We start from the raw sequence: 12,957 nt of genomic DNA, 5'->3' as shown, positions 1-12,957 counted from the left end.
TTAGTTCACCGTTAGACCGGCTGATTCTCGTCCGCCGCGTCCGTCGTGTCATCATCCACTGACCGCTTGGGTGACTTGTCCGATACCTCCGAAATTTCTCGATAGAGGTGTAGGAATACGTAGCTGAGACCACACACCCACGCTGCGAACACAGCAATCAAGCGCACTCTCGCTGATCCGAACTCGGTTGCTAGTCCCAGTACACGAAGGAGATACGCGAGTGAAGGCACAACGACCGCCAAGAGAATCGCGATCACACTCGCTTTGAGAGTTCCAGTTACATTCGCTGGGTCAAGAGCTTCGTAACGGCTCACGAGCCGCTGTCGTTCGTCGGTGAGTGCTTCCCGTCGACTCCGCAGCTGGAGCCAGCGGCGATGGTTTCGATTGTGTTGGTTGGCGCTCTGGATGTCGGCTTGAACGTTTGCCGCCTGTGACTCCTCTGATTCGCGATAGAACTCTCGTTCCGGCGAGAACCGGGGTTTTTCGACATACCGAGGCTCGTCAATATTGTGGGTCTTGTTCTCGATATCGGTCTGTTCGCTGTCGAGGCCGCGAACCTTGGCGTCGATCTCCTCGAGCCGCCGGTTGATCCAGTGGCGTTCGGCCTTGAGATTTGAGAGGTTACTGACTAAGAGGGCGGTCAGAATCCCGATAAAGACGCTTGCCGAAGTAGCGAGTGCGGCGTAGAAACCTGCTGGCATACGTTCGTAGGTGAGGTGTTGGTCCCCCGTCGGTACAGGAATTTATTACGGCGGCATTTAAACACCTGCTAACATGCCGAAGGCGGATCAAAAAACAGTCTCACAGGTCTTCTCGGACGCAAAATTACAAGTCCCACTCTATCAGCGAAGCTACGCTTGGGAATCGCAGCAGGTCGAGGACCTCCTGAACGATATCGACTACGTCTATCGCCGGCGCTACGGCTCTCCGAATGCTCGTAGCGTGACTACTGCCCCATCTGATGCGGACAGCAACGACACGAATGGAAATTCAGACGTCTACCACTACTTCGGGACGTTGGTTCTCAACGCGAGAGGCAAGCAGGATATGATGGGGTCGGAGTGGACCGTTTACGACATAATTGACGGGCAACAGCGGCTCACGACGACCAACGTCTTCATCGCGTGTATCGTGGAGGAGCTTGAGGCGATCGCGGATGCATTCGATGCTGTGGGGCTCGGCAAGGAGGATCTCCCGGAAGGTGTCGTTCGCGCTCCTGGCTATCTTGCCACGAATTACACGGAGAACTATCTCAAGCTGGGCGACCGGAAGGAGGGCCGCCATCTTGAGCCCGGGGAACTCACTGAAGCAGCGTATGCTGAACTCATCATCGACCAGGGTAATCCACAGACGATCCTTACCGATGACGAGCGGCTTGTCCCGGAGAAGAAGCTGGCCAGAGCGAAAGAGATCATCCAGAAGTGGATCCGTGAGAAGCGGGAACTCTTCCTCGGTGATGAAGACCTGGGGCAGGCTACGGAAGCGGATCTCCTCGAATACTATACGGCCATCAAGCGGTATACGGGTGTTCTCACCTCCCAATTCAAACTCACTTCCCAAGAGGTCGAGAGCACGGACGAGGCAGGTCGGCTCTTCGAGGCTGTTAACGACCGAGGGCGGGATATCACCCTTGCCGACAAGGTCAAATCGTACCTGATCTACGTCTCCGGCGAATTCGACACGTTGGACTCAGAAGCAGTCGCCCGCCGATTCAACGATGCCGTCGAAACGGTCGCCCAGTACGCCACCGACGATGACGATATCGACCAGCTAGTTCAGTTCCACTGGGAGCTCTTTACGGGAGAGTACAAGAAGGTCCGCAAGAACCGATCTGGCCCGACGCCAATCCACCGGCGTATCAAGGAATCACCCCGCCATATTCCCCTCGAACGGGATCCAGAAGAGGTCGCGACGTGGGTCAACAACTACGTCGACACGCTCTCGACCGTCTCCAAATCCTACGTCCAAGCGAATTACCTCGACGTTTTCAACCGGCAAACCGACGTCTCGCCCCAGGTGCAGGCTCGGGTCAAGTCCCTTCACAACATCAACTTCTCCAATATCGCGCCGCTCATCATCGCAGCCATTGAGCGATACGATGCTGACAGCCCGGAATTCGCGCGGATCGCCACGCTCTGTGAGGTCTATTCGTTCCGCGTCTACCAGGTCGCCAAACGATCGCAGCGGACCGCACGCCGCGAGTTCAAGGAGGCAGCACACCGGCTCTACGCCTCCGAGTTCGAGGACGGCTTCGTCGAGGACCTGTTCGGTGAAGCGGTCGTTGACCCGCCCTACGAGAACCCAGTTGTCGCAGTCGACGAGGTGACGGCGTATCTCGACAATTACATCGGCCGACACTGCCCCGACAACGACTTCGTCGAGTACCTGACGCGGTCGGACATCATCCAGGGGAGCGACACGCGCGGGTGGCCGGGCTTCTGCAACAAGGGTGCGATCCGGTTCCTGTTGTTCGAGTATGAGAAGCACCTTCGCCAGGAGAAGAACACGGATACGTCGCTGAAAATGCTCCCCAGCGTGATGGACCTCGACGAGTTTACGATCGAGCACATCGCGCCGCGAACGCCGGAGACCAGCGCTGCGGAGCTTGAAAATCACGAGGAGAATGTGAATCGGTTGGGGAATCTCGCGCTCCTCGGGCCGAAGGATAATCCGTCAGCGTCGAACGACGATTATGCGACGAAGTACGAGGAGATCTACCAAGACGCGCAGATGGAGATCCTTGGTGATGACCTCCCAGCTCCGGCAGCGGGCTGGGACGTCGACGCGCTGGATGCACGAGCGCGGGATATCGTGGCTTTCGCGCTCGACCACTGGAGTGGCGAATCGGCGGCCGTCGTTACGATGGCACAGGGGAGTTCCGACGCAGCTGAGGAGGCAGCCACTGATCCGAGGACGGACACCGCGTTCACCATCCGTGATGATGCACAACGGACGTATGCGGAGGACGTCGACGCGGATCCTTCGCGAGTGAAACTCGTTCGGCAGGGTGACGCGGATATGCCGAGTTCCGGCGCCGATGGGGTAACCGAACTCCCACAGTGCTCCTGTGGGGCGCTCTACACTCGCATCTCCGATGGAGAGGATGACACAGAGATGTACGAGTGCGTCTGTGGGTCCTCGTTAGAAGCTCCGAATCTCGCCGGGATCACTCGGTCGGTTCTCGCTGACTGAGGTGTCTTGCCTCTTTTTCGAGACGTCGTCGGCTGGAGATCACTCGTCGTATCTTACCAAACAATTCGGATGTATCCCTTGGCTATATTTTGGTAAGATTAGTCGGTGAGAAGCCCCTCCACCTTTGTCTGAAGGTGGTCGAATGCCTCCTCAGCAGTCTCCACATCTGCTGCGCCGGTGATAACGGCATTACCATTCGCGAAGACTAACAGCACGGCTGGGAAGTCCGGTGGGCGATAGATGAGACCAGGGAACTGCTCGGGTTCGTACTCGACTGCTTCTAGTCCCAGCCCGATCGACAGCGCATTGAGGTTCACCGATCGCTGCAACTCTCCCGTACAGACGACGTTTTGGACGGTGAATCCGGTTTCGATGGATGAATTGATGATGTCCAGCTCGGCTAGGGTTTGCAGGAACGCACGGTTTGTCTCGTGTAATTCCTCGAAGCTGGAACAGCCGCTGATGATGTACTTGCCACTCCGGTAGAGGGTGATGAGTGGTCCGTCCTCGACGAGCCGTACGTAGAGACCGTGGTAGTTCTCGGGATCGTATTCAGTGTACGGAACCGGCAGATCTCCCTCGACTTCCGCAATGTCCAGTTCGACACCGACATCGCCCGAGCCAACGGCGTTCGCGATCTCGACCATTCAGTCCCCTCCGGACGGCGGTGACACAACGAACGCTGCCGTCACGAGGTCTGGTTCCTGTGGCGTGACGTGTTTCTCTTCCTCAAGCCGGGACAGCTCCTCTTCACGTTCTCGTCGGAGACTCTCGAGTTTCTGCTTCGCGTTCCCAATCGGCGCAGACATATCCGCACCCTGCTCAGCCCGCTGTTGGTACTGCTCTAACCGCTCCTCCCACTCTTCGATTTGCTCTTCGAAGTATCGCTCAGCGTGCTCACGTTTGATTTCGATCTCCCGTTCTCGTTCGGTTCGGGCCTCTTCAGCAAACGACTCAACGTGCGTCCACGCCTCCATCTCTGCGGCCTCGTAGAGGTCCTCAGCCATACTCGAGAGCCGATCAACCTCGTGCGACAACGAGACGTCACTGGGAGCGACCGTCTTCGAGAGTTCAGGAACATCCGTCGTTACACCGCCATCTGGGCGAGCATAGAGGCGTACGAACTTCTCGGTCACCACATCCCCAGCACCGGAGACGTAGCCAAGGCGGTAATTGAACAAGATTCCGGGGGTTTGAGACGCCGTCGCAGCGACCTTCGTCGCAATTTCACCCTGGATGCGGTCGCCGTCCAGGCAGAATTCGATGAGCGACTCGACGAGAGGATGGTCAAGCGAGATGAACTCGACATCATCCTCCTCCATCGCGATATCCTTGGTGAACGTGGCGCGTGGGTACTGTCGTGCTACCTGATTTCCACTCAGGACCTCAGGGACATCCAACTGGAACACGTCCCCTTCCATCCGGGCCGGTCCGGGTCGAACACCCTTGATAGAGCCACCGAATTCGTCGAAGAACACACGCACGAGCGTCTCGATATCGTCCTCCGACACCTCGCCGTGCTGACTGCGTTCGATCACGTCGAGAATCTCATCGTCCTCGCCGGAGAGGTCGAAGCGATCGCGAATCAGGAACTCGTTTTCGACGGTCTGAATCGCTTCGCGTTTCTCCTCGATGGTCGCCTCGATATCGGCGACGACACGTTCAGTCGGCTCCCCTTCAGCGATAGCCGCCATGATCGTCTCGTCCAAGTCGACGTCCTCGAGGACGCGACCGAGGACATCAGAGCGCATCCCGAGGTCCGACTCGATCTGGTTCGTCTTCTCGATGAGCAGGTTGAGGATCTCGCTCTCGCGGGTATCGGCGAAGAAGAGATTGCGAATCTCGACTGTGTGCTCCTGGCCGTAGCGGTGGAGCCGCCCCATCCGCTGGTCGATGCGGATGGGATTCCACGGGAGGTCGTAGTTCACCATGATGTGGGCGAACTGGAGGTTGAGCCCCTCCTGGGCGGCGTCGGTTGCGAGCATCAGGTTGGCCTCCTCCTCGAATTTGCTCATCTCTTCCCGTCGACGGGACTGCTCGAGGTCGCCGTACACCTGGGCGACGTCGTGGTCAGCGAAGACCTCGTCACGTAGATACTCCAGCGTGTCCGTGTATTCGGTGAATATCAGGATTTTCTCGTCGGGGTCCTCTGAGAGAATGCGGTCGACGAACTGCCGGAGCAATCGGGCCTTCGAGTCCGTCTCGATGTTCTTGGCCTGCTGCCAGAGCTGTTTCACGCGGTCCAGTTCCTGCTGGACTTGCGACTGATTGAGCGTAATCGTGACCGTCTCAAGCGCCTCCTCGACCCGAGCGCGTTCTGCGTCGGTCAGCGTCTCGGGTTCGGTACTATACCGCGGAATGAGGTCCTGAACCTCGTCGGGGAGGTCCTCAGCAACGGCGTCGTTCTGAATCGCCCGCATCCGGTTTTCGAGGGACTTCCGAATCGCGTAGATACTCGAGACCAGCCGCTTCTGGTAGATGACCATCGTGAACCCCGCCGCTTGGTTCTCCTCCTGCTGGGCGAGGTTGTAGTACTCGCGGATGTACTCGGTGACGTCGTCGTACAGCTTCCGCTCCTCGCGAGTCATCTCGACCGGGAGTGCCTCGATGTTCTTCTCGGGGAACATTCGGGTCCCGTCGGTCTCGTACATGTCGTCCTTCAGCCGGCGTATCATCAGGTCCTCAAGCGCGTCGGGACTGATCTGCGACTCGTGGCTGAAGCGATACGGGTCGAGCAGGCTGACGAGGAAGTAGAACTGATCTGATTTCCCCTTGTGCGGGGTCCCGGTGAGCAGCAGCAGCGCATCGGAGTTGTCGGCGACGGCCTCACCGACCTGATATCGCTGTGTCCGTTCAATGGAGTCGTCGCTCGACCGTCTGGCCGTAAGGTGGTGGGCCTCGTCGAAGACCGCAACGTCCCACTCCTCGTCGAGATTCTGAAGGGCATCGAGGACGGAGACGCGGTCCGACTCGGGGTCGTCGGTGGTCTGCTTCGCGAAGTCGATGGAGGTGATGATGAGGTCCTCTTGCTTCCAGACGTTCTGGCTGGGGTGGGACTTCCGGTGTGTACGAACCGTCTCGCGGTCGTAGATGACGAAGTTGCGGTCGAACTTCTCGCGCATCTCCTCCTGCCACTGGACGGTCAGCGGCGCCGGCGCGACGATGAGCACCCGGTCGGCGCGGTCGCGAGCGATGAGCTCTTCGATGACGATGCCGGCTTCGATGGTCTTCCCGAGGCCGACCTCGTCGCCGATGAGGTAGCGGTGGTCGTAGGAGTTGAGGATCTCGTAGGCGGCCTGTACCTGGTACGGTTCGATCTCGATGCGGTTGCTGGTCAGCGAGAGGAATCGATCGTACTTGTAGGCAAGATCCAGCCGGATCGCCCGTTCTCGAAGGTCGTAGTGGAGCGGTGGGTCGGATTGGCCGGCCGCGAGGCGGTCGACGAGTGAATCGAGCTTCTCAATGTGGGGGAGACCGCTGGGGAGTTTGCGGAGCTGGCCCTCTGAGGTGTAGACGTGGAGAAGGTGGCCGCCGTTGGGCCGTTCCTCGATTTTCGTGATTTCTCCACGCCCGCCGGCGAACTTGACGTAGTCGCCAATCTCGAAGTTATTCATAGTAAACTACCGATTCGACGGTTCCCCCATCAGCCAAGCCGTAGAGGGTGTGCTCCTTAACCAGAAATTCATCGAGATAATCGAGATACTCATTGATGGTACGGGTGAATATATTCTTGTGACGATTGTCGATAAACGGAGATACATTCTACAGTATGATGAAAGAAGAGTCATTTCACATTCCAACCCCCTCGAGCAGGGTTATCACCGACTCAATTGTGTCTGCTGCGAGTGATTCGTTTGTTACACCTGTTATGACCACTTTTCCAGTCGCAAAAACCAGGGCAACTGAATCAATGGATGGAGGACGAAAAATAAGACCAGGGAACTGCTCGGGCTCGTACTCAACATTTTCTAGTCCGGCGTGGATAGCTAATGCCGACAAATTAATACTGTTTTCAAGGTCGCATGTGAATACCATATTCTTGATGGAAAAATGTAGATCTTCTTGACTGCTTGTAACGCCCATCTCTTCAAGTAAATCAAGAACATTTGAGCGTGTGTTTTGTAGCCCATCTTTCGATGTTGCACCACTGATAATATACTTTCCAGTTCGTGCTACAACAACGGTTGGGCCTTCGTCTTTAAATTTGAAATATAGTCCTGGGCCTTTGATATAGACAATTTCAAGCGGCAAATCATCAGCTAATCTACGGAGGTCTATTTCAACGTCAAGTCCCCCAGAACCTACTATATTAACAACTTCTAATTTATTATTCATATTTGACCAACTGTCTTGTCGGGGAAGGCCACGGGGGATTTGCGAAGCTGTCCCTCTGTAGTGGAGACATAAGGAGGTGACCGCCGTTCAGTTGTTCTTCGATCTTCGTGACTTCTCTATGTCTACCAGCGAATTTGACGCAATCATTGACAACGAAGCCAGTCATCCTTCTTCTGACTCAACGACTTCTATTTCCTCATCGGTCAACCCGTAGAGATCATAGACGATTTCGTCGATGAGTCGGTCAGTCTTTACGATCTTCTCGTCCAACTCTTCGGCACGCTCTTTTGTTTTAATATACCTCCGGAGATCGTCAACGACCTCGTCGGGGTCAGGGAGTGTGATGACCTTCAGCCGGTCAATTAGCGAGTTGGTCTTCGTGGCATTGTCTCGGAAGCCTGCAAAGCCGTCGGCCTCCTCAACTGCGACAGGGACGAACGCTCCAACCAGCGCGGCCTCCTCCTCGCTGAGGTCGGTTAGTGCGAACGCTTCTTTGTAGTCGGTTTCCGTGTATCCCCACTGATCTGTGTCGTGTTCATTCTCGTTCTCGGGCTTGTATCGGGCCGTTGCGTAGATGGTAACGCGGCGACCGTCACGTTCGGTTTTCACATCGCCGACACGAAGGTTCTCGTAGTCTTCGGTGGTGGCGTTAAGGATGCTGGAGTTAGTAGGCTGAAAGAGCCCGATATCGGGAAGAGTAGGGCCATCAGTGTAGTTGCCCAGGTAGTCGAGGAGATCGAGGTTGAGATCTCGAAGTGAGTCATAATCTGATTCGATGCTCTGAGCTAAGAAGGACAAAACATCGTGCTTAGTTCGGTCTGTTTGTTGGCGGAGGTGATCGACGAATTGTTTCAGTGAGGTATCCGAATTGATATACTCCATATACTCTGAGTTAATATTGTAGTCATCAGACTCCGAAGAAGTCAAATCAAGATCTTTTATTGGGAGTTTTCGTAGATGAGACGGTTTGACTTCATATTCGTCAAATACCCAATTGAAGTACGAATCAAGCAACTCCGAGTTCAGGAGTGCTAAAATATAACCTAAGTCATAGTTCACTTCGTCATTCAATACAACGTTAGATACACGATTTAGGTTATAATACTGTTCGCGGTCAAGAGTTGCAACCAATTTCCGAGCAAGCCCCCGTCGGGTTCTCTGAAGTAGAATTTTGTCATCTGTAAAAATATACTCAGGAGGAAGTGTACGGGCTTTATCGCCATACTCTTCAATTAACTCGGGATCATAACATATCCACTCGCCACTCCATTCTAGGTGATATCGATCAATATCCCTGCCCGAAACCATCCGATGATACCGATCATCTTCTTTTTCGTCACTCACCATCACATCGCGTATATACCCCGTATTTATTCCTACAGTCACATATGCCAATTTTTCCAGCAGAATTTCGCTTTCCATTTTGTCGACAATATTTCGGCGTTCAGGCGAAATTGAAATATTGAAAATTTTATTTTCTGAGGACTCAAATTCGGATTGATGAATGTCGTATTCTTGGTTCGGAGATTGTAGGTCCTGTCCATCTTCGTTGAACCGAATCCGAGTATCCGTGGGTTCACCACCCACTTCTAGTGTCTGGATTACGCTTTCAAGAGTTACACCATCAAACACCCCCTGACCAAGATAGTATATTTCCTTTATTGATGAGCTGTTTAGAATATATTCGCGGAACCTCTCCATCTTATCGGCAGATAGATAGGTATTTGGAATTATATACGAGGTCCTTTTGCCATCTTTTGCCAACTTAATCGCCTTCTCAGTGAAATAGATGTAGTTCTCATAATTATACTGATGTGAATCATACACTGAAGAGAGGTAGTCTTTCTCAGCATCACTCGGAATCTCTCGGTATCCATATGGGGGATTACCAATAACCGCATCAAACCCTGCGTCAGCTGATCGTTCACCCGCTTCTCCATAGTAAGCGACCGGGAACTCAAGCTCCCAGTGGAAGAACTTCTCCTCTTCGGCTATCGCCTGAGCGCTCTCAAACCAGTCTTGCTTTTTGATTTCTTCCCACGTATCGTCCCGGAGTGCCTCGGCCATCCGTTTGTAGGCGTCCTCTGGGATATCCACCCCGAACGCTTCAGCAGTGTGGACATTCGCCATTGCCAACAGGCGCTGATATAACGGATCGTCCTTGACGTCCTCGAAGGCCGCCTCCATCTCCTTAACGTCCGCTAGGGATTCGTTGTCGATAGAGAGCAAGTCTTGAAAACGATCCATCACGTGCTCCAGAGCCTGCTGACGCGTGCGTGCGAACGACTGCTGCAGGGTAAGCTGTCCGTCCTCAGTCCCAGACTCGCCGTTGTCGAGCACATCCTCAATGTCGCTCCCGATGAGCGAGTTGCCCGTCTTCAGATGGTGGTCGAGGAATGCAAGTGGCTGTTCAGCGGCGAGGGTACGGAGCCACAGCGACACCTTTGCTAATTCCACCGCGAGCGGGTTTAGATCGACACCGTAGATACAACGCTGGGCGACCTGCCGGCGCGCCCAGTTGATGTCACGTGACTGGTCGATAGACTCAATTCCTTGCTGTTCAGCCTGTCGCTCTTGTGCGTTGATAATCTCACGGGCGAGGTAATCAATCGCGTTCGTCAGGAAATGTCCGCTCCCCATCGCTGGGTCAAGGATTTTCAACTCGAACACCCGTTCTGCGAAATCCTCGGCAAACTGGCCTCCACCCTCCTTCCCCCAAGGATCACTAGCTAACAGGTCCTGGTAGATATCGTCGACGAGTGGTCCAAGCGTCTCCTCGACGATGTACTCAACGACGTACTCCGGCGTGTAGTACGACCCCGTCGCTTTCCGTTCGCCAGAGCCAGTCGAAAGGTGGACTTCACCCTCCTCGACGATCACCTCGTCACCCTCGTCGGCAGGGACGTACTCACCGTCCTCCAGTGCGAGCGGTTCGTCAGCGACGTCGAGCTGATACTCGAGAAGTCCCTCGTAGATGCTCCCCAGGTGGCGGACGTCCAGCGACGAGTAGTCGACGAAAATCTTCCCGCCGCCGTTGCCGTTCTGACTCCGGGTGAGCAGTTCGATTACCTCAGCGAGATAGGCATCCCCGACCTGGTGGTTCGCGAGGAACCGGGCTTCGACGCTATCGTCCTCGTCCGGATCAGTTCTGAACAGTCCGCCGTTGTACGCCGGGATGTAGAGGTCCTCCTCCGGGATACCGCGGGACTTGCTCCCCTGGTCGATGAGTTTGAACAGCTCGTCCAGTCGGTCCCAGAGGTTGTCTTGCCAGTCGCGATACTTCGGATTCGGGCTGTCGAGTTCTTCAGCGACGTCCTGCTTGAGCGTATTCAGACTGTAGGATTCCTCGTAGATCTCGTTGTTCGTATCGAGCAGGTCACGACCCTCACTCTCGGCATAGAGCACGAAGATGAGCCGGTAGAGGTAGATGAGCGAACTGTCGTGAATGAGGCCGAGATCGTCCTCGGAGAGGTCGTTGTCGGGGTACTGCATGAATCCCTCCGAGAGCACCTTGATCGCCTCGTAGATATTGTCCTGGAGGTCCTCTCCCAACTCTTGGGCGAAGACGTTGGACTCGTCGTAGACTTCGTCGAGGAAGCACTCGCCGCTGGAGTCCTCGAGGAATGCGCCGTGCCTGAAGAAGAGGTAGAAGTATTTGAAATCCTCAAGATCCCCTTTTTCGAGGACGGTCGGCAGGTCGATCTCGTAGTAGGAGTCGAGGCGGTGGCTCGTCGGGCCGTAGTAGAGCCGCCACTTCTTCCCGTCGGTGAGGACGGCCCACCGCGCCGGCGTCTCCTGCAGGTAGACGTGAATCTGGTAGCTCGGGTTCTCGAAGTCCCGCTCGTGTTCCCCACTCCCACGGGTGTCGAGTGGCCGACCCCAGCGCTTGGCGTCCGCGACGGCGACGGCGTCCTTGTAGAAATCGCCTCCTTCCTCGCGGCGCTCGAACGCGCCGCGTGCAGCGTCCTCGGACTCGAAGAAGCCATAGTCGGGGCGGCGCTGGGTCCGGCTGGTGCTTTCCTCAACCTCGAAGGGAATGCCCAGCTTCCGGAACATCGGCCGGATAAACTTCTCCTCGAGCTGGGACTCGTTACGCTTGGGAGCAGTTCCCTTCTCGCGCTCCCACAGGTCCATGATGTCCGCTTTCGCCTCGCGGAGTTCATCGTCGCTAAGCTCGTCCCACGCCTCGGTTTCGGGGAGGTGCTCGTCCAGGTAGTAGTTCGAGAACAGGTCGCGATTCGTCCGGTAGGTGAGTGCCGTTTGCATACGTTATAGTGGAGTGACGATGAGGAACTGGTCCGTGTCCTTGCTGTCGATGATAGCGTGAGCGACGTCCTTCGTATCGGCAACGTCGACGTCGACATCGTCGCCGATCCCGGCTTCAAGCATTTCGAGCTCAGAACCCGAGATGTTCACCCGCCCGGAGTTGCCTGAATTCCGGGCGATTGTTTTTCGAGTCATTCGTGATGCTTTGCCCAACTGACCGCCATTATATAGTCTTTACTTAGACTATTCCACTTCCCCTCGGTGAAGACCGTGGAATCACTTGGTCTTACCAAACTTCTCTCCTGACTCTCCATCTGAGATTTGGTAAGACAACCGCAGATATACATCACAGACTCAACTACACACCGTTAGAGCAGATGTCTTCACCGGCGGCACAGGCGTATCCTCAGATTCGAGAGGCGGTTGAATCCTTCGTCGCGGACGTACAGGACTACACGGAGGATGCCTACGAGCAGCTCCCCACAACGACCATCACCGAATCCAATACATTTCGCGACCGGAAACACGAATACACCGTCGAACAGCCGTCGAAAATCGTCCGTGATACGAACCGCTTCAAACACTTCTATTTCAGTGACCTAGCCGAATCTCTCATCGACGACGGCCTCTCATTCTGTCCGCACCGACGCGACGACGTCGAACAAAGCCTCCACGGCAAACGCATCTTCAGACTCGCGAAGCTGACTCTCGATTACGCCGGCGCCGTGACGTTCGACGAAGACGCATTTGACACCGCCTATGAGGACCACCTCGCACCCCTCTACGCGAGCACTCACGTCCACCGAGTCGTGTTCCCCCTCCCGCGAGTGATCCTGCGGCCAGACGATTTCAGAGAGGGATTTCAGCTAACGCTTGATCCCCTCGAAGACTCGGTCGATAACGGCGAGTATGTGGCGTCTCTCACGGACGATCTACTGCTCTCAAAGATTCCTGACTTCGAGATGACGGCGATGCAGACGTACGGCACGCCCGGTATGATCACTGAGCCGGATCAAACCCAGAAACGACTCGGGTGGGCGACGACTCTCGAAGTCGAGTTCGAAGTCACCCATCGTCCCACGAAACACAATTCCGAGCATACGGGCCTCGACCTCAGCTGGACTGGGAATCAAGCGCTTTCCGAAGCGGCCGCGATCGCGAAAC

Annotated in this window: 7 protein-coding genes and 1 pseudogene; 2 read left to right on the top strand and 6 right to left on the bottom strand. The window is 55.5% G+C overall.

Annotation, left to right across the window (positions count from 1 at the left end; all coding sequences use genetic code 11):
* Positions 1–11: 11 nt before the first annotated feature.
* Entirely contained in the window at positions 12–701 is a 690-nt protein-coding gene (locus tag B4V06_RS07245; RefSeq protein ID WP_498168687.1) for a hypothetical protein, read from the bottom strand.
* A 73-nt stretch (positions 702–774) separates the two neighbouring features.
* Here B4V06_RS07245 and B4V06_RS07240 point away from each other — a divergent pair, with 73 nt between their 5' ends.
* On the top strand, positions 775–3,192 hold the full coding sequence (locus tag B4V06_RS07240; RefSeq protein ID WP_498168685.1) for a DUF262 domain-containing protein: 2,418 nt from the start codon (positions 775–777) through the stop codon (positions 3,190–3,192).
* A gap of 98 nt (positions 3,193–3,290) precedes the next feature.
* Here the strand turns inward: B4V06_RS07240 and B4V06_RS07235 are convergent, their stop codons facing one another.
* From B4V06_RS07235 to B4V06_RS07215, 5 genes are all read right to left on the bottom strand, one after another.
* Complete coding sequence (locus B4V06_RS07235; RefSeq protein ID WP_498168682.1) at positions 3,291–3,839, bottom strand: TATA-box-binding protein; 549 nt, start codon at positions 3,837–3,839, stop codon at positions 3,291–3,293.
* Positions 3,840–6,806 (bottom strand): DEAD/DEAH box helicase, encoded by a 2,967-nt coding sequence (locus B4V06_RS07230; protein WP_498168679.1) that lies wholly within the window; start codon positions 6,804–6,806, stop codon positions 3,840–3,842.
* 175 nt (positions 6,807–6,981) lie between these two features.
* The gene (locus B4V06_RS07225) at positions 6,982–7,527 is read right to left on the bottom strand and encodes a TATA-box-binding protein (protein ID WP_498168676.1); all 546 of its coding nucleotides are present in this window, start codon (positions 7,525–7,527) and stop codon (positions 6,982–6,984) included.
* Between the two features lie 162 nt (positions 7,528–7,689).
* The gene (locus tag B4V06_RS07220; RefSeq protein WP_498168674.1) at positions 7,690–11,793 is read right to left on the bottom strand and encodes an Eco57I restriction-modification methylase domain-containing protein; all 4,104 of its coding nucleotides are present in this window, start codon (positions 11,791–11,793) and stop codon (positions 7,690–7,692) included.
* A 3-nt stretch (positions 11,794–11,796) separates the two neighbouring features.
* Positions 11,797–11,988 carry a hypothetical protein gene (locus B4V06_RS07215; protein ID WP_049908457.1) on the bottom strand — a complete coding sequence of 64 codons (192 nt, stop codon included), beginning with the start codon at positions 11,986–11,988 and terminating at the stop codon, positions 11,797–11,799.
* A gap of 182 nt (positions 11,989–12,170) precedes the next feature.
* Between B4V06_RS07215 and B4V06_RS07210 the strand changes: the two are divergent.
* A pseudogene (locus tag B4V06_RS07210) lies at positions 12,171–12,957 on the top strand (hypothetical protein); the annotation flags it as partial.

Source organism: Halorubrum sp. B53, from assembly GCF_059752395.1.
The sequence above is the reverse complement of the archived record's forward strand: the minus strand, read 5'-3'. Positions and strand labels throughout refer to the sequence as shown.

Bases quoted from the DNA above. Each gene is read 5' to 3' on its own strand.
- B4V06_RS07245 (WP_498168687.1), bottom strand. From the start codon at position 701: ATGCCAGCAGGTTTCTACGCCGCACTCGCTACTTCGGCAAGCGTCTTT.
- B4V06_RS07240 (WP_498168685.1), top strand. From the start codon at position 775: ATGCCGAAGGCGGATCAAAAAACAGTCTCACAGGTCTTCTCGGACGCA.
- B4V06_RS07235 (WP_498168682.1), bottom strand. From the start codon at position 3,839: ATGGTCGAGATCGCGAACGCCGTTGGCTCGGGCGATGTCGGTGTCGAA.
- B4V06_RS07230 (WP_498168679.1), bottom strand. From the start codon at position 6,806: ATGAATAACTTCGAGATTGGCGACTACGTCAAGTTCGCCGGCGGGCGT.
- B4V06_RS07225 (WP_498168676.1), bottom strand. From the start codon at position 7,527: ATGAATAATAAATTAGAAGTTGTTAATATAGTAGGTTCTGGGGGACTT.
- B4V06_RS07220 (WP_498168674.1), bottom strand. From the start codon at position 11,793: ATGCAAACGGCACTCACCTACCGGACGAATCGCGACCTGTTCTCGAAC.
- B4V06_RS07215 (WP_049908457.1), bottom strand. From the start codon at position 11,988: ATGACTCGAAAAACAATCGCCCGGAATTCAGGCAACTCCGGGCGGGTG.